This window comes from Thiofilum sp., assembly GCF_016711335.1.
In the GTDB taxonomy this organism is placed as follows: domain Bacteria; phylum Pseudomonadota; class Gammaproteobacteria; order Thiotrichales; family Thiotrichaceae; genus Thiofilum.
Map to the genome: position 1 here is coordinate 3,882,681 of NZ_JADJTF010000001.1, position 16,358 is coordinate 3,899,038.

A 16,358-nucleotide genomic window follows, 5' to 3' on the forward strand; every position below is an offset into this window, starting at 1 on the left:
GATTTTCAGTGGTTATAGTGCGATTGTTGCGAGGATCTGTGACTGTTGTGCTGAGCTATAGCGGGTGACTATTGGCGTTCCTTTTGCGGTAGGTTTGCTTTGCTCCACAGTGCGCCCTAAGGTGTCATATTTGCTGGTTACCCAATAGCTATTATCACCCGGAAAGTGACCTTCATCATAGGGTAAAGTCGCTTGAATTAATAAACCCCGTGTATCATAGATTTTATCTTGGAGTATAGTAGCCGCCTTGCTATCAAATCCTTGCACCGCGCTACGTACCTCACGGCTGAGGCTGTCATACCAGACAGTTTTGGTAGCACTACCACTACTGGCCTCTGTCACGGTGTAGATACTATTATCTCGTATCCCATACCCTGCTGAATACCCTTGTGACCAAGCCCGTGTCCACACGGTACTAGTACCATCCGCACGGATTTCTTTGATTTTTTGACACAGGTTATCGTATTGCCATTGAGTTTTTAGTCCATTAGGTCCAGTTTGTGTGAGAGGTACTCCACATAAGGAATCATAGGTAAAAGCTTCAGTATGACCTAAGGCATTAGTCTGCTTGATCGGATACAGTCCTGTCGTGTCATATGCCACATGCGAGGTTCTAGGGTTAACACCTGTACCACTGATCGTGGTTTGAGTTTTATTACCAAAGCCGTCATATACGAAGGTACTCGTAAGAGCTAGAGCATCTCCAGGTTGAATAACCTCTTGTTGGAGCACGCCATTAGCGTCATAGGTAAAGCTCGTTTTTCGCACGAGAGAACCTAAAGGGTTTTGGTGCGTCACACTGACCACACTAGGTTTACCCAACAGCCATTGACCTTCATCATTCCAATAAGTCGTAGTAGTAGTTTTACGGTTCCAATCGCTATTATCAGGGGTTTGAATCAGTACGCTTACACTTTGAGGATCACCATAAGCGGTATAGTTGTTATAAGTGGTGGTTTGGGTGCTGAGGGTTTGGCGAGTATCATAATCAACTCGTGTTTCTATAGTCTGCTTAGGGCTAATTACGCGACTTTTGGGTGCTTTGCCGTTAATAACGTTATAGCTATTGGTAACGGTTTGGAGGGCTATATTATTGAGCGTAGACGTGACCTTGGCTACACGACCATTCAGTACTTTGTCTTGTAAAAACTCGATGGTTTTAACGTAGCCTGTCGTTTCATCTTTTTCGCGGATAAAGCGAAAGGCTCTCATTTCATTATCAATCGTAGAGTATTTTAACCCTTGATAGGTGTAGCTAATGCCTTTAAGCCCTCCCACACCATCGCTAGTACGTACTTGTGTTACCACTCTTCTATTAGGCGTGACATTAATAAGACCTGTAATTATCGTTGGATCATCAGCATAAACTTTTGAATCAGTTGTGAATCCATATTCAATCTGAGTGTGGTTTTTATACGCCGTCGTAATGCCTTTGAGTAGGCTATGCTCCGCATTCGACGCTAAACTGCATTGAATACCCACGCTACCGCGATAGCAAATATCGCCTGTGCCATCTAAATTTATGTCTGCTACTCGTATAGGTTGAGCACGCGGGCGTACTTTATCTGCATCGCGCAACTCTACAAAACCCTCGTTATATCGTAAAGGGACATAAGCTTGATAAGCTTCAAACTTGCTGCTGGTATTAGTGGCACATTTATAAGTAAAATCTGGAGTGGCAACACATAAATCGGCACGCCCATCGCTATTAATGTCGTGTAAAGATAATGTCGAATGGGCTAAATCCTCTTCTACCCAAGCACTGGTATCAGACCATACTAGCAGAATATTTTTTATATTAATTAGTTTAATATTAGCTTTTGCAATAGTCAAAAGTTATTTATTAAAAGTTATTAGTTTAATAATGGCTATAATCATTATAATCACTGGTTTTATTATAAAAAACCAAGAGTGGACTCAATATCAAAGAAATTTAATGGTTAGAGTAATTCATGGAGAACCCAGCTTAGATAAAAAATTCAAAAAATACTACGCATTTGACCTAGTGAATAAATATCTAGAGCTGAGTCAATTAGCTCCAATACCAGAGCTAACTTTATGGCCAGAATCTGCACTACCTATTAACTATTCTAAAGCCAAAAATTATTTACTAGAAAAAGCAATCGAACTAAAAAATAAACACAACTCCCATATCGTGTTAGGTACTTATGTAAAAGTTGATAATCAATCTTATAATATAGCTAAAATTGCAAGCTCTAATGAGGATTTTTATAAAAAAACCCATTTAATTCCTTTTGGAGAATACCAACCTAAATGGTTTAATTATTTATCTAAGATACTAAATTTACCTATTTATCAGATTGATAATAACTCACTCAATGCTGGAACTAATGAGCAAAAAAATCTTGTAATTCATGATATAAGACTGGGGTCTAGTATATGTTATGAAACTCTTTTTTCTAATGAGATGCGTCACTTATGGCAAGACACCAACTTGCTATTTTCTATTAGTGATTTAAATTGGTTTAGAAACACATGGGCTCTGAACCAATATTTTCAAATTACTAGAGTGCGAGCTATGGAGAATGAAAAATACATGCTAATATCAACTAGTTATGGAGTAACAGCAGTAGTTTCTCACAAAGGTCAAATCCTCACTAGAATATCATCCTCCAGCCCTAAGCCGTACTTAGATGCTATAGTAGAGTTAAGAAAAGGCAACACACCCTACTCGCTCTATGGCTTAGTATTCATTCAATTAATTTTCTTTTTAAATTTTTTAGTAGTAGCTTTATATTTATTAAAAAAGTTACTAAAAAAGTTGTAAATTAGCTCTAAATATGCCTTTTCTAATCAACTCAAGAATGCTTAGCCAAAACAGGGTAAGCTGCTTTCAAATACTGTCCCATCGATACTAATGTTAAAACAGTAGCAATCAATAGCGCGGCTATCCCTATTTCACGAGCGGGTAAAAACCACAGATTTTGATTATACAAAAGGCATATTAAGGCAATAATTTGCGCGGTTGTTTTTAGCTTACCAATATAAGCCACTGCCACTGCCTGACTGCTGCCTAATTTAGCCATCCACTCACGTAGGGCTGAAATAATAATTTCACGCGCAATAATCACACTAGCCGCTAAAGTAAACGCAACATGCCCCTCGCGCTCTACAATCAAAATCAACGCCACTGCTACAATTAACTTATCGGCAACCGGATCTAAAAAAGCGCCAAACCCTGATTCTAATTGGTATTTACGCGCATAATAGCCGTCTGCCCAATCAGTAATACCCGCAATACTAAACGTCAAAGCAGCCGCTAATGATGCCCAAGTAGTCGGCAGATAAAAAAAGCCAATCAAAACCGGTATTAACGCAATACGTAACCACGTCAACATGACCGGTAAATTGAGCACCATATCGTTATTCTCCGTTAAATATATCGTAAATTTTTTGTGCCAAATCACGGCTAATGCTGGGGACTTTTGCGAGTTCTTCCACACTGGCACGCTCGACTGCACGAATACCGCCAAAATGTTTTAATAGTTGTTGACGACGCTTAGGTCCCAATCCTGAAATCGTTTCCAATACTGACTGAGTGCGGGCTTTTTGACGTTTAGCACGGTGTCCGGTAATAGCAAAACGGTGCGCTTCATCACGAATTTGTTGAATTAAATGTAAAGCACCCGAGTGCTCTGGCAAATTTAAACGCCCCTGACCATTTTCAATAATCAAGGTTTCTAAACCAGCTTTACGTCCTTCACCTTTGGCAACCCCCACCACTTCTACCCCCTGAACCTGTAGCGCTTGCAACACATTCAGAGCTTGTGTGACCTGACCTTTGCCGCCATCAATCAATAATAAACTGGGGAGTTTACCTTCGTCGCGGGTACTCGGACGAAAGCGCCGTGTCAGGGCTTGTGCCATCGCGGCATAATCATCACCGGCTTGAATTCCTTCAATATTATAACGGCGATAATCCGACTTACGCGCCCCCTCCTGATCAAATACCACACACGAAGCAACCGTTGCCTCTCCTTGCGTATGGCTAATATCAAAGCACTCCATACGTAGTGGTAAGGCACTTAACTGTAATGCCTGTTGTAGCTCGCTTAAGCGCTGTTGCATACCAGCCTGCGAGCTGAGTTTGGTTTGTAACGCATGCTGAGCATTTTTCTGCGCTAGCTCTAGCCACTTAGTACGCTCACCGCGCTGAGGTCGACTAATAGCAATACGCCGTTGTTGCTTTAAAGCCAACATATCCTCTAATACGTCCTGATCCTCCGGTAGCTGGCTCACGATGATTTCGGGCGGAACCTCGTGATTTAAATAATACTGCGCTAAAAACGAACTCATAATATACGTAGCACTAGACTCTGGATCGGGTAAGGCAGGGAAAAAATTATGATTACCGAGATTATTACCATTGCGGATCATAAACACCTGCACACACACCACACTGGCTTGTTGTGCGAGTGCAATCACATCCACATTACTATTACCACTACTAATATATTGTTGTTGGGAAATATGGCGCAGATTTTCAATCAAATCTCGATACTCTGCCGCTTGCTCAAAATGCAATTGCAGCGCTGCCTGCTCCATGCGCTGCACCAAATCATCAATCACCTCATGCGTGCGCCCCTGCAAAAACTGGATAGCCTGTTGCACTTGGAGCTTATAGTCGCTATCTGCCACCAAACCGACACAAGGCGCGGTACAGCGCTTAATCTGATACTCCAAACATGGGCGTGAGCGATTCTTAAAATAACTATCCTCGCATTGACGCACTTTAAAGAGCTTCTTCATCAAATTGAGGGTATGGCGCACCGCCCCCACACTGGGATAAGGACCAAAATACTGCCCTGCTTCCTTACGTGCACCGCGATAAAATTCAATTTTGGGGTAAGTCTGATGGGTGCTGATATGAATATAGGGATAGCCCTTACCATCTTTGAGTAGGATATTATAGTGTGGCTTATGCTCTTTAATGAGATTGCTTTCCAGCAATAAGGCTTCTGCTTCGGTGTTAGTAAGCGTAATTTGGATAGCTTGAATCTGTTTCACCATCGCACGAATACGTGCACTGGCAGGATTCGAGCGAAAATAACTACTGACGCGATTACGTAGATCTTTGGCTTTACCAATATATAATATCGTGCCCTCGGCACTCAGCATGCGGTAAACACCGGGTTTATGTGGCACTGTTTTTAAAAAAGTATTCGCATCAAATACGCTAGCTTCTGCATGACTGTCGAGGATAAGTTCAGATGGCTGCTCAGTAGGGGCAGTATGAATAGGCTCTGATGCAGACATAGTACTGGATTAGGGTCGCGCTGTGTTCATAGGGGAGCAGTTATATTAACAGAGCTATCATAAATCTTATACTTCATCTCGCAGTGGGTTACGACTTTTATACTCTAACCTGTATCCGTTTTGACTTAGGGCTTAAAAGGAATGGCTGATTTTCGCGCATTAGCACGCGCTGTGATTGAAACTGAAATTGCAGCACTACAACAACTACCCGCACGCTTAGACGAGCAGTTTAATCAAGCCTGTGAGCTGATATTAGCCTGCCGTGGGCGGGTGATCGTGACGGGTATGGGTAAGTCGGGACATATTGGCAATAAGATCGCTGCTACCTTAGCCAGTACCGGAACACCTGCCTTTTTTGTGCATCCAGGCGAGGCGAGTCATGGTGATTTAGGCATGATTTTAAGCGGTGATGTGGTGATTGCACTATCAAACTCAGGTACATCGGATGAAATCTTAACAATTGTCCCGACTATTCGCCGTCTACAAGTACCCATTATAGCGATTACTAGCAACCCTCAATCGACTCTGGCTCAAGCGGCTACCTGTCATTTAAATATTGGCATTAGCCAAGAAGCCTGTCCTTTAGGTTTAGCACCGACCTCAAGTACTACTGCTACCTTAGTCTTAGGTGATGCTTTAGCGGTGGCACTATTGCAAGCACGCGGATTTACCGCCACCGATTTTGCCCGCTCTCATCCAGCCGGACGCTTGGGCAAACGTTTACTGATTCATGTACACGACTTGATGCATCAAGGCACGGCTATCCCCAAAGTCCCCCCTCACGCTGATTTAAGTGCAGCCATATTAGCCATGACTAAACAGGGTTTAGGGTTAACCACTATTGTCGATGCCGAAGATAAATTATTGGGTATTTTCACCGATGGTGATTTACGCCGTACTTTTGCTAAAGGGATCGACTGGACAGGTAAGCCGATTAGTGTACTGATGACGGTGCACTGTCAAACCATTAGTGCTGAAGCATTAGCGGTCGAGGCGCTGAATAAAATGCAGCAATACGCTATTACTGCTTTGCCTGTAGTGCACAATCAGCGGGTAATCGGTATTATCCATATGCACGATTTATTAAAGGCAGGCATTGCATAATGACTTATCCTGAAGCGGTGTTAGACCGCGCACGTTTGATCCAGCTAGTGATTTTTGATGTTGATGGTGTACTCACCGATGGGCGTCTATATTTTAATGATGCGGGTCAAGAGACTAAAGCCTTTCACTCGCGTGATGGTCTAGGCATGCGCCTACTAATGGATCATGGTATCAAAGCCGCCATTTTAACGGGGCGTCAATCGGAATTAGTGCTGCATCGAGCGCGTAATCTACAAATGGATATGAGCTTGGTCTATCAAGGCTATCGAGATAAGCGTCCCGCCTTCAAGGATTTACTCCAGCACACAGGGCTTAAACCGGAGCAAATCGCCTATGTGGGCGATGATCTAGTCGATCTTCCCGTGATGAAGCAAGTAGGTTTAGCAGTTGCAGTACAAGATGCTCATCCTATGGTTAAGCAACATGCACACTGGGTAACCGAGAATGCGGGTGGACTAGGCGCAGCACGAGATACGTGTGAGCTAATCTTAAGTGCTCAAGGTCATCTTGATGCGCTCATAGCACGTTACTTAACGTATTAATCCTCTCAGTAGCTCAGTAGTGCTAATGAAAAAAGTCTTTTTTGTGGTCTTAATTCTAGTCGCGGTCTTAATGCTCTTAGATGTGCGCCAATATATTGCGCCTAGCGAAACCAGTGCGACTAATGCCAATAAACCCGATGTGATTGATTACTACTTTAATGACTTTACTTTACAAAGTTATAATACGGCGGGGCAACGCAGTTATGAGGTCACAGGACAACACTTAAAGCACTGGCAAGCACAACAAACTAGCTCTATTATCACCCCGCATTTGCAAAGCTTTACTGAGCAGGGGCAAATAGAAAGTGTGATACAAGCTCAAGAAGCTGTACTAGAACATAAACTCAATCAGCTCACGCTGAAGCAAGCCGTTAATGTGCAATATGCGCCGCAAAGTAGTGATGCCCTCACTTTAATGACTGAGCAACTGCAAGCTGATTTAAACAATAAACTGATAACTACGACTAGCCACGTTATGATTCGCTCAACTCAAGCTACTATTCAATCGACCGGCTTAGAGGCAAAACTCAACGAGGCTTATTTGAGACTACCTGCCAATGTACAATCTGTCTATCAAACGCGTTTTTAATTACACCCTATTAGTGCCCATCGTGCTGTTGGGACTAGCACCGCAACTTAGCTCAGCACTCTCTAGTGATGTCGAGCAACCGGTCACCATTAATGCCGATGCCGCTGAGTTTGATCGCAATGCGGGTAAAGCAGCTTATATCGGCAATGTCGTCATTAAGCAGGGCACGCTAGAAATCAAAGCAGGCAGGGTCGATATTGTTGCCCCTAAAAATGAGATTCAGACCATTACTGCGGCGGGTAACCCTATTACCTTTAAACAAGTGATGGATGATGGCAAAAATGCCTCCGGTCAAGCTAAGCAAATGATTTATCAAGTAGCACAAAAACGTTTAGTGCTCATAGGTGATGCACTGTTAATGCAAGACCGCGATAAATTTGCTAGTAATCGTATTGAATATCAAACTAATACCGGACAACTCAAGGCGGGTAACGCTACCGCTGGTGCTGAAAATCAAACACCCGAACAACGGCGTCAAGGTCGGGTGAGTGCCACCTTCTACCCTACTAATAAAGCTCAATAAGCCTTCATGAATACTCTACGTGCTGAGCATCTCAAGAAGCGTTATAAGCAGCGCCAAATTTTAAAAGATGTGAGTTTAAGCATTAATAGTGCTGAAGTAGTAGGGCTTTTGGGACCTAATGGAGCAGGTAAGACCACTTGCTTTTATATGATAGTGGGTCTAGTGGGTGCAGACGAGGGTAAAATCTTTGTCAATGAACGTGATGTTACTAAAGCTCCGATGCACGAGCGGGCGCGTCATGGTTTGGGTTATCTCGCGCAAGAAGCGAGTGTGTTTCGCCAGCTTACCGTTGCTGAGAATATTTTAGCGATTTTACAATTACGCAAAGATCTAAAGCGCTATGAGCGTTTAGAGCATCTTGATGCCCTACTAGAAGAATTTCAAATTACCCATCTACGTGATAGTTTAGGCATGAGTTTATCCGGCGGGGAGCGTAGACGTTTAGAAATAGCACGCGCTTTAGCCACCGAGCCGCGCTTTATTTTATTGGATGAGCCGTTTGCCGGTGTGGATCCTGTTTCAGTCTTGGAAATTCAGAAAGTGATTCAACAACTGACTAAGCGTGGTATTGGGGTATTGATTACGGATCATAATGTACGCGAAACCCTTGGAATCTGTCATCGTGCCTATATTTTAAGTGAAGGAACGATTTTAACGGAGGGTAACGCAGAGCAAATTCTAAACAATGAACAAGTACGCAAGGTTTATTTAGGAGCCGATTTTCGCTTATGACACTGTTTTTTTTAATAGGGTAGTTACCGATATTCGGATACTTTTGCGCTTTATGAAAAATCTATTTACCATTAATCCATCCAGTTCTCTTGTAGTCAATCGAGTCAGGACGCCATACAATAATGCTTAAACAGGGACTTGACATACGACTTGGACAATCATTGTCCATGACCCCTCAACTTCAACAAGCCATTCGTTTGTTACAACTGTCCTCTATTGAATTAGAGGCTGAGATTCAACAAGCTTTAGAAGAAAATCCTTTATTGCAAGTGGAAGATGAGGATTACGCCCCTTCCCCCGAAGCTACTGAACCTTTTGAGCGGGTCAGTTCAGAACAAACCGAAACTTATGAAGCTAGCGAGGAAGAGTTTGCACCGGTGGAATTAGGTGAAGACACTAGCTTAAATCAAGACATACCCGACGATATTGAAGCCCTCGATACCAACTGGAATGAGGTTTATGACTCACCAAGTCACGCTGATGATGGCGATATTAATGCCTTTATAGAAAATCAAGCCGACAGCTCAGACGATTTACAAAGCCATTTATTATGGCAAATTAATATGAGTAATTTATCAACTATTGATAAGTATATTGCGGAGATATTGATTAGTTGCTTAGATGGAGCGGGGTATTTAACGGAGTCATTAGAAGATATTCACCTACGCTTAAATGATGAAATACCTATTGATCTGGAAGATATACAGTGTGTGCTGACCTATATTCAGCAGCTTGATCCTCTAGGGGTGGGGGCGCGTCATTTAGGCGAATGCTTACTCATTCAACTCAAACAACTGCCTAGTAATGAATTACAACAAATCACGATCACTTTGGTAGAAAAACATCTGGACTTATTAGAGCAGCGCCACTATAAAGAAATTATGAAGCGCTTAAAAATAAGCCAGACGCAATTAGAGGATGCTGTGAAACTACTTAGAACCCTGCAACCAAGACCGGGTAGTATGTTTTCTAATACCAAACCAGATTATATTGTGCCTGATGCCTATGTACGTAAAGTACAGGGCAAGTGGGTAGTCTCACTCAACCCCAACCTCACGCCTCACCTGAATATTAATCAACAGTATGCTGATCTGATTGGTCAATCGAAAGATGCTCAAACCAATAGCTATCTCAAAGGTCATTTACAACAAGCACGCTGGTTGATTCGCAGCCTAGATAATCGCAATAGCACAGTTTTAAGCGTAGCGCAGGCAATAGTTGAACGTCAGCACGGTTTCATGCAATATGGTGAACAAGCCATGAAACCGTTAGTTTTGAGAGATGTCGCCGAGGAGTTGCAAATGCATGAATCAACCATCTCACGCGTCACCACTAATAAATACCTCCACACTCCACGGGGCATTTATGAATTTAAATACTTCTTTTCTAGCCAATTAGACACTAATACAGGGGCTAGTTGCTCATCTACTGCGATTCGCGCCATGATTAAACAACTGATCGAACAAGAAAGTCCGCAAGCACCGCTTAGCGATAGCTATCTCACTCAAGTATTGCAAGAACAAGGAATTAATGTCGCACGTCGCACCGTTGCCAAATACCGCGAAGCTATGTTGATACCGTCCTCTCATGAACGTAAAACATTGCTCGCTACTTAAATCGTTTTTGGCTTAAAAACGATTATTTTTGTCTGTCCTGAAATAGGAGCGCATATATGCAATTAGAAATCACTGGTCATCATATTGAGGTTACTCCTGCTCTTAATCGTTACATTCATGAGAAGGCAACCCGACTTAAACGCCATTTTGATCAGCTCCTAACGGTTCATTTCACCATTGAAGTTCAAAAACTGGTACATAAAGCAGAAGCGACGTTAACCGTGAGTGGTAATCAGATCCACGCCGATGCAAGCTCTGATAATATGTACGCCGCCTTAGATGCTTTGGCGGACAAACTCGACCGTCAAATCATAAAACACAAAGAAAAACTCAAAGATCATCATACTAAAGAAGGTAGCCATCGCAATCTTGCTTTAGCTAATGAGGCATAGTTTGAGGAATTAGTAAATATATGGACTTTGTTACTCTACTCTCTCCCGATCGTATTGCCCTTCATCAAGAGGTTTCTAGCACTAAGCGAGCGTTTGAAGTTTTAGCAGAATTAATTGCTAATGATCAGCCTTATTTAAGTACTGAAATGATCTTTGAGGCTTTTGTTAATCGGGAGAAATTAGGGTGCACAGCTTTGGGGAATGGCGTTGCTATTCCCCATGTAGCACTCTCACAAGCTCACCCTAGTGCCGCTCTACTGTATACCCGCGAAGGCTTAAAAATGGGTGCTCCTGATAAAAAACCTGTACATCTGTTTTTGGCCCTGATTGTACCCCCGTATGAGGCTAAAAATGCGTCCTACAGTGCCATGATGATGGAAATGGCATTAACCTTTGCACGCCATGATTTGACGCATCAGCTAGCGAGTTGTAGTAACGGTGAAGAAGTCATAGCCTATTTAGAAGCACTGTTAAATCGCCCCCTAGCCGCTTAATGAGTAATCCTAATCTCCAGTTAGTTATTTTAAGTGGTATGTCGGGAGCAGGCAAAAGCTATGCTTTGCATACTTTAGAAGATATGGGGTATTACTGTATTGATAATTTACCCGCCCAATTATTAGAAGACTTATTAGTTACTCCACAAATTGCCCGCCAGAACTTATTAGCCATCGGCATTGATATACGCGGTGGCAAAGAGAACTTACAAGAAACACCTCAAATTATTGAACGTATCAGGGCTTCCTACCCTCTCACACGTTTAATCTATCTATATGCCAACTCGGACATTCTGTTTAAACGCTATAATGAAACGCGCCGACGCCATCCCCTAAATTATGAAGCACGCGATTTAAAAAGTGCGATTGCGCGTGAAGCTGAATTACTGTCAGATCTAGCCGATAAGGCTGATCTAAAAATCGATACCTCCAAAACCAGCGTTTATGACTTAGGTAATCTATTACGTTTAAGGTTAGGGATTCCTGTGCAATCGGGGCTATCTATATTATTCCAATCTTTTGGTTTCAAATATGAAATGCCTAGTGATTCTGATTTAGTATTTGATGTACGTTGCCTGCCTAATCCGTATTGGGAACCCGATATTCGCCATCATTCTGGTTTAGAGAGTCCTATTATTGAGTGGCTGCAACAGCATGAGCGTGTTGAAGGTATGTATCAACACATACAGGGGTTTTTAGATTATTGGCTGGAGGATGCAGCACAGGTGTGTCAGCGTGCTTATTTGACGGTATCTATTGGTTGTACTGGGGGACGACATCGGTCGGTCTATATGGCACAACGCCTTTATGAGTATTATCACCAACGTTGGGGCAACGCTATCTTAGTACGTCATCGGGAATTAAACCAATTACGTTAAGCATGCACAGCTACCTGCTTGATAAATAGTCATGCAAAAGTTATCGAGCACCTCTGCCGCCAAAACTACTCCAGAAATACCCGATAACTTTCACTCAGGTACTTAAGTTGCCAAAGTACCTCCTAGGAAAGAGGTACTGATGCTTTATGCTGCACTAGGGCTTACATCACACTTTGGTTGACCCATAAATGCGCCCAAATACTTAATATATAGCCTAAGGCAATTGCCCAAGTCCATTTTAAGTGACTGGTAAAAGTATAGTAACCACGAGCTTGCCCCATTAACGCCACTCCAGCGGCTGAACCAATAGACAGTAATGACCCCCCTACTCCTGCGGTCAAAGTCACTAACAACCACTGTCCTAAAGACATATCAGGGTGCATAGTCAACACGGCAAACATCACCGGAATATTATCCACGACAGCAGACAATAAACCGATCACCACATTAGCTACGGTAGCATTACCGCTATACAATACTTCAGACACTAAAGCTAAATAACCAAAAGCTCCCAAAGCACCTACACACAAAATAACGCCATAGAAGAACATTAAAGTATCCCACTCAGCCCGCTGTAATTGATTAAAAATATCAAAACGCCCGACCGGTTCATCCGCATCTCTGGTCATATTTTTGCTAGACTGCTTCAGTACCCAACCATAAAGCTTGAGCACCCCTAATCCCGTCATCATACCGAGCACAGGCGGCAAGTGAAATTGACTATGGAAAATAACCGCTAAAGCAATAGTAGCCATAAATAAAGCCACTACAATCAAGCCTCCGCGCTTAATTTCAACCTTGTCAGTTAAGGTAGCCGGATGCCCTTTTTCAATAAAAAATGACATGATCAAAGCTGGAACAAACCAATTCACTAAAGAGGGAATAAATAACGTGAAAAACTGACTAAACTCGACTATACCTGCCTGCCAAACCATGAGCGTCGTAATATCACCAAAAGGACTCCAAGCTCCTCCTGCATTAGCGGCTACTACAATATTAATACAGCCCATAGCAATGTATTGGGGCTTATCGGAAGCAACTGCAATTAATACGGCTGCCATTAATAAAGCGGTAGTTAGATTATCTGCAATAGGGGAAATAAAAAAAGCTAGTAAACCCGTGATCCAAAAAATCCAATACAGTGAAAAGCCTTTAGATACTAGCCAACCACGTAATGCAGCAAAGACGTTACGCTCATCCATAGTATTAATAAACGTCATGGCAGCTAATAAAAATAGCATTAATTTGCCAAACTCTAATAAATTATGATCTAAGATAGCCTCGACTTTATCGGTCAATCCTAGGCTTTGATAAGCCAGTGCCACACAAACCCACATAATACCTGCTGCTACAATAACTGGCTTAGATTTTCGTAGATGCAACTTTTCTTCCGCAATAACTAAGGAATAAGCCCCTATAAATATTATTAAAGACAAAATCCCCCACGCTGTAAGGGTCAAATTAGGCACAGTAGCAGTCGAAGCATTGCTCGCTACGCTAATCGTGGGTAGTAGCAATAAGAATGCGCTTATCATAAAACGCCATAACGGGAGGAGTCTGTGGTACATAATAATATCTCTTTGGAAAAACAATCTATTAGACCGAGCCATAGCAATAGGCAAAATCCACTTCGCAGCCTAAAAAGTTAATAGGAAGCCACAAAAAGTAGATAAAATGCAAAAGGCATGCCGCTAATTAGCAGCGGCGCTATTTAGACACAAAATATAAGAATATACCAGTCTTGATAGTGCTTTAAAACTGTGCGGGAAACTCTATATACGACACTTTACCAAATTGAGCGACTGCTAAACGTATAGTGTGCGGCTTCGGATTTAATACCGTGCTAGGAAACTCGCCATACCAAACCGTTTCACCTCTTAATGGTTCAATCACAATATGTTGCTCTTTATCCCCACCGACTAAGGACATTTCCATACCTCGAATGCGATCATTAGGGGTTAACTCAATACGGATTAAATTTGGCTGAGTGGCAGGTACGTATTTTAGACTCACCGTTAACTTTTCATGCCCTACTTGACAAGTCGACTCCAAATGACAAGCACCCATCGGTTGCATAGGGAGCATTTTTACTTCTACTTTAGGCTTGGGATCGTCTTTAGTCGCCCATAAATCAGCTAAACCAAAGCCAGCAATCGCTAAAATAGGCGCTACCATAATCGCAATGCGCACATGTAAGCTCAGACCAAAAAACCATCTTAACATAGACTGTTACCCTATCCTGAAATAAAGAAAAGGCTCCCAAAGGAGCCTTTTCCAGAGACTAATTAGTGCATTAATTAGTGTGCAATAGCAGAACCAGCACCACGAGGGATACGTACACTTTCTACTAGCTCTTGGATATGAGCTGGTGGTGGTGCAGTAACACGCGATACTAGGAAGGCTACTACGAAGTTAGCAATAGCACCTACTGTACCAAACGCTTCTGGAGAGATACCTAAGAACCAGTTAGCAGGAATATTAGCTGCCATCTCAGTACCTTTCACAAAGAACCAGCCTTTGAACCAGAAGATATACAATAAGGTAACACCGATACCCGCTAACATACCCGCAATAGCGCCAGGACCATTAACGCGCTTAGAGAAGATACCCATCATCAATACTGGGAAGATAGAAGAAGCGGCTAGACCAAAGGCTAGAGCGACTACCTCCGCAGCAAAGCCCGGTGGGTTAATACCCATATAGCCCGCTAATAAGATAGCTACTGTAATCGCTATACGAGAAGACATTAGCTCAGTTTTCTCAGAGATATTAGGTGTAAAGATACCTTTCATTAGGTCATGAGACACCGCTGAAGCAATCGCTAATAATAAGCCTGCCGCAGTTGATAACGCAGCCGCGATACCACCGGCAGCCACTAAGGCGATAACCCAGTTAGGTAGTTGAGCAATTTCAGGATTAGCTAAAACCATAATGTCATTATCGACCTTGGTCATCTCATTACCCTTCCAACCAAAACCACCAAATTTAGTAGCGGCATGATCAGTAGTAGCCTTATCTAAAGCAGCTTTTGCTTTATCAACGGCGGCTTGAGCTGCGGTTTTATCTTTAGCATCTGTTAACGCTTTCTCAGCAGCAGCAAAGTCACCCTGAGCTTTACTTAGAGCACCATCATTATAGTATTGAATTTTGCCATCGCCATTTTTGTCTTTAAATTCAATTAACTTGGTTTGTTCCCAGTTTTTCATCCACTGAGGGCGACCTTCAATACTCAGATTGCCATCAGGTGAACCGATAGCACCAGTTTGAACAGTATTCATCAAATTCAAACGAGCCATTGCACCAATCGCTGGAGCAGTAGTGTAAAGAATCGCAATGAAGATTAATGCCCAACCAGCAGAAGAACGCGCATCCGCTACTTTCGGTACTGTGAAGAAACGGATAATAACGTGTGGTAAACCAGCCGTACCAATCATTAATGTCATCGTTAATAAGAAGATATTAATGGTAGTATCGTTTTGATTGGTATAAGACTTAAAGCCTAAGTCGGTTACCACTTGATCTAGTTTATCCAGCAAATACATATTGCTGCCATCCATTAGCTGAGAACCTAAACCTAATTGAGGGATAGGATTGCCAGTGAGGTTTAATGAAATGAAGATCGCAGGAATAGTATAAGCTAGGATCAGTACCACATACTGAGCGATTTGAGTGTAGGTAATACCTTTCATACCACCGAATGCTGAGTAGAAGAATACGATAACCATACCTACGACTAAGCCTAACTCCATAGACACGCCTAAGAAACGTGAGAAGGTAACGCCAACGCCTTTCATTTGACCGACTACATAAGTCAGAGAAATGATAACTAAGCAGACTACCGCCACAATACGGGCTATCTTAGAATGATAACGATCACCTACGAACTCAGGCACTGTAAATTTACCGAATTTACGTAAGTAAGGAGCCAGTAGCATCGCCATTAAAACGTAGCCACCTGTCCAACCCATGAGGTAAACAGAAGCGTCATAACCTCTGAAAGCAATAATACCTGCCATAGAGATAAAGGAAGCAGCCGACATCCAGTCCGCCGCAGTTGCCATACCGTTAGCAATCGGATGTACACCACCGCCTGCTACGTAGAAATCACTGGTAGAGCCTGCCTGAGCTTTATAAGCGATATAGAAATATAGAGCAAAACTTAAGCCGACAACAGCATAAGTCCAAATTTGCAGTTCAGTCATTTACTTCCC

The 16,358-nt window shown here is 42.6% G+C and carries 16 protein-coding genes; 10 read left to right on the forward strand and 6 right to left on the reverse strand.

The features are described 5' to 3' along the window. Nucleotides 1–12 precede the first annotated feature (12 nt). Entirely contained in the window at nt 13–1,578 is a 1,566-nt protein-coding gene (locus IPL34_RS18165) for a hypothetical protein (RefSeq protein WP_296842912.1), read from the reverse strand. A gap of 133 nt (nt 1,579–1,711) precedes the next feature. Between IPL34_RS18165 and lnt the strand changes: the two genes are divergently transcribed. Continuing rightward, nucleotides 1,712–2,788, forward strand: a complete 1,077-nt coding sequence (gene lnt / locus IPL34_RS18170; protein ID WP_296843085.1) for an apolipoprotein N-acyltransferase — start codon at nt 1,712–1,714, stop codon at nt 2,786–2,788. A 31-nt stretch (nt 2,789–2,819) separates the two neighbouring features. Here the strand turns inward: lnt and pgsA are convergent, their stop codons facing one another. Together pgsA and uvrC are read right to left on the reverse strand one after the other, a co-directional pair. After that, a complete protein-coding gene (gene pgsA, locus IPL34_RS18175) occupies nt 2,820–3,380 on the reverse strand; it encodes a CDP-diacylglycerol--glycerol-3-phosphate 3-phosphatidyltransferase (RefSeq protein WP_296842913.1) in 561 nt (186 codons plus the stop codon). A 4-nt stretch (nt 3,381–3,384) separates the two neighbouring features. After that, the gene (gene uvrC / locus IPL34_RS18180) at nt 3,385–5,277 is read right to left on the reverse strand and encodes an excinuclease ABC subunit UvrC (protein WP_296842914.1); all 1,893 of its coding nucleotides are present in this window, start codon (nt 5,275–5,277) and stop codon (nt 3,385–3,387) included. Nucleotides 5,278–5,418: 141 nt separating this feature from the next. On the opposite strand from uvrC, the gene IPL34_RS18185 reads away from it, so the two are divergent. From IPL34_RS18185 to rapZ, 9 genes are all read left to right on the forward strand, one after another. After that, nucleotides 5,419–6,381, forward strand: a complete 963-nt coding sequence (locus IPL34_RS18185) for a KpsF/GutQ family sugar-phosphate isomerase (protein ID WP_296842915.1) — start codon at nt 5,419–5,421, stop codon at nt 6,379–6,381. Then, nucleotides 6,381–6,923: a 3-deoxy-manno-octulosonate-8-phosphatase KdsC gene (kdsC, locus tag IPL34_RS18190; RefSeq protein WP_296842916.1), complete on the forward strand. Its 543-nt coding sequence runs from the start codon at nt 6,381–6,383 to the stop codon at nt 6,921–6,923. The genes IPL34_RS18185 and kdsC overlap by 1 nt, the downstream gene beginning before the upstream one ends. Nucleotides 6,924–6,948: 25 nt before the next feature. Continuing rightward, nucleotides 6,949–7,512, forward strand: coding sequence for an LPS export ABC transporter periplasmic protein LptC (lptC, locus tag IPL34_RS18195; protein WP_296842917.1), 564 nt, complete (start codon nt 6,949–6,951; stop codon nt 7,510–7,512). After that, entirely contained in the window at nt 7,481–8,035 is a 555-nt protein-coding gene (lptA, locus tag IPL34_RS18200) for a lipopolysaccharide transport periplasmic protein LptA (RefSeq protein WP_296842918.1), read from the forward strand. Before lptC ends, lptA begins: the two co-directional genes overlap by 32 nt. 6 nt (nt 8,036–8,041) lie before the next feature. Next, nucleotides 8,042–8,767: an LPS export ABC transporter ATP-binding protein gene (lptB, locus tag IPL34_RS18205; protein WP_296842919.1), complete on the forward strand. Its 726-nt coding sequence runs from the start codon at nt 8,042–8,044 to the stop codon at nt 8,765–8,767. A 122-nt stretch (nt 8,768–8,889) separates the two neighbouring features. Then, complete coding sequence (locus tag IPL34_RS18210) at nt 8,890–10,383, forward strand: RNA polymerase factor sigma-54 (RefSeq protein WP_296842920.1); 1,494 nt, start codon at nt 8,890–8,892, stop codon at nt 10,381–10,383. Nucleotides 10,384–10,439: 56 nt separating this feature from the next. Continuing rightward, on the forward strand, nt 10,440–10,775 hold the full coding sequence (gene raiA, locus IPL34_RS18215) for a ribosome-associated translation inhibitor RaiA (protein WP_296842921.1): 336 nt from the start codon (nt 10,440–10,442) through the stop codon (nt 10,773–10,775). Nucleotides 10,776–10,795: 20 nt separating this feature from the next. Beyond that, nucleotides 10,796–11,269 (forward strand): PTS sugar transporter subunit IIA, encoded by a 474-nt coding sequence (locus tag IPL34_RS18220; RefSeq protein ID WP_296842922.1) that lies wholly within the window; start codon nt 10,796–10,798, stop codon nt 11,267–11,269. After that, on the forward strand, nt 11,269–12,147 hold the full coding sequence (gene rapZ, locus IPL34_RS18225; protein WP_296842923.1) for an RNase adapter RapZ: 879 nt from the start codon (nt 11,269–11,271) through the stop codon (nt 12,145–12,147). The genes IPL34_RS18220 and rapZ overlap by 1 nt, the downstream gene beginning before the upstream one ends. Before the next feature lie 161 nt (nt 12,148–12,308). On the opposite strand, the gene nhaD is transcribed toward rapZ, so the two are convergent. From nhaD to IPL34_RS18240, 3 genes are all read right to left on the reverse strand, one after another. After that, a complete protein-coding gene (gene nhaD / locus IPL34_RS18230) occupies nt 12,309–13,715 on the reverse strand; it encodes a sodium:proton antiporter NhaD (protein ID WP_296842924.1) in 1,407 nt (468 codons plus the stop codon). Between the two features lie 184 nt (nt 13,716–13,899). Further along, complete coding sequence (locus IPL34_RS18235; RefSeq protein ID WP_296842925.1) at nt 13,900–14,370, reverse strand: hypothetical protein; 471 nt, start codon at nt 14,368–14,370, stop codon at nt 13,900–13,902. Nucleotides 14,371–14,444: 74 nt separating this feature from the next. Then, nucleotides 14,445–16,349: a VC_2705 family sodium/solute symporter gene (locus tag IPL34_RS18240; RefSeq protein WP_296842926.1), complete on the reverse strand. Its 1,905-nt coding sequence runs from the start codon at nt 16,347–16,349 to the stop codon at nt 14,445–14,447. Nucleotides 16,350–16,358 lie beyond the last annotated feature (9 nt).

What these genes read in the sequence shown, in the direction of transcription:
- lnt (WP_296843085.1), top strand. Translation starts at nt 1,712, where the DNA reads ATGTCGTGTAAAGATAATGTCGAATGGGCTAAATCCTCTTCTACCCAA.
- pgsA (WP_296842913.1), bottom strand. Translation starts at nt 3,380, where the DNA reads ATGGTGCTCAATTTACCGGTCATGTTGACGTGGTTACGTATTGCGTTA.
- uvrC (WP_296842914.1), bottom strand. Translation starts at nt 5,277, where the DNA reads ATGTCTGCATCAGAGCCTATTCATACTGCCCCTACTGAGCAGCCATCT.
- IPL34_RS18185 (WP_296842915.1), top strand. Translation starts at nt 5,419, where the DNA reads ATGGCTGATTTTCGCGCATTAGCACGCGCTGTGATTGAAACTGAAATT.
- kdsC (WP_296842916.1), top strand. Translation starts at nt 6,381, where the DNA reads ATGACTTATCCTGAAGCGGTGTTAGACCGCGCACGTTTGATCCAGCTA.
- lptC (WP_296842917.1), top strand. Translation starts at nt 6,949, where the DNA reads ATGAAAAAAGTCTTTTTTGTGGTCTTAATTCTAGTCGCGGTCTTAATG.
- lptA (WP_296842918.1), top strand. Translation starts at nt 7,481, where the DNA reads ATGTACAATCTGTCTATCAAACGCGTTTTTAATTACACCCTATTAGTG.
- lptB (WP_296842919.1), top strand. Translation starts at nt 8,042, where the DNA reads ATGAATACTCTACGTGCTGAGCATCTCAAGAAGCGTTATAAGCAGCGC.
- IPL34_RS18210 (WP_296842920.1), top strand. Translation starts at nt 8,890, where the DNA reads ATGCTTAAACAGGGACTTGACATACGACTTGGACAATCATTGTCCATG.
- raiA (WP_296842921.1), top strand. Translation starts at nt 10,440, where the DNA reads ATGCAATTAGAAATCACTGGTCATCATATTGAGGTTACTCCTGCTCTT.
- IPL34_RS18220 (WP_296842922.1), top strand. Translation starts at nt 10,796, where the DNA reads ATGGACTTTGTTACTCTACTCTCTCCCGATCGTATTGCCCTTCATCAA.
- rapZ (WP_296842923.1), top strand. Translation starts at nt 11,269, where the DNA reads ATGAGTAATCCTAATCTCCAGTTAGTTATTTTAAGTGGTATGTCGGGA.
- nhaD (WP_296842924.1), bottom strand. Translation starts at nt 13,715, where the DNA reads ATGTACCACAGACTCCTCCCGTTATGGCGTTTTATGATAAGCGCATTC.
- IPL34_RS18235 (WP_296842925.1), bottom strand. Translation starts at nt 14,370, where the DNA reads ATGTTAAGATGGTTTTTTGGTCTGAGCTTACATGTGCGCATTGCGATT.
- IPL34_RS18240 (WP_296842926.1), bottom strand. Translation starts at nt 16,349, where the DNA reads ATGACTGAACTGCAAATTTGGACTTATGCTGTTGTCGGCTTAAGTTTT.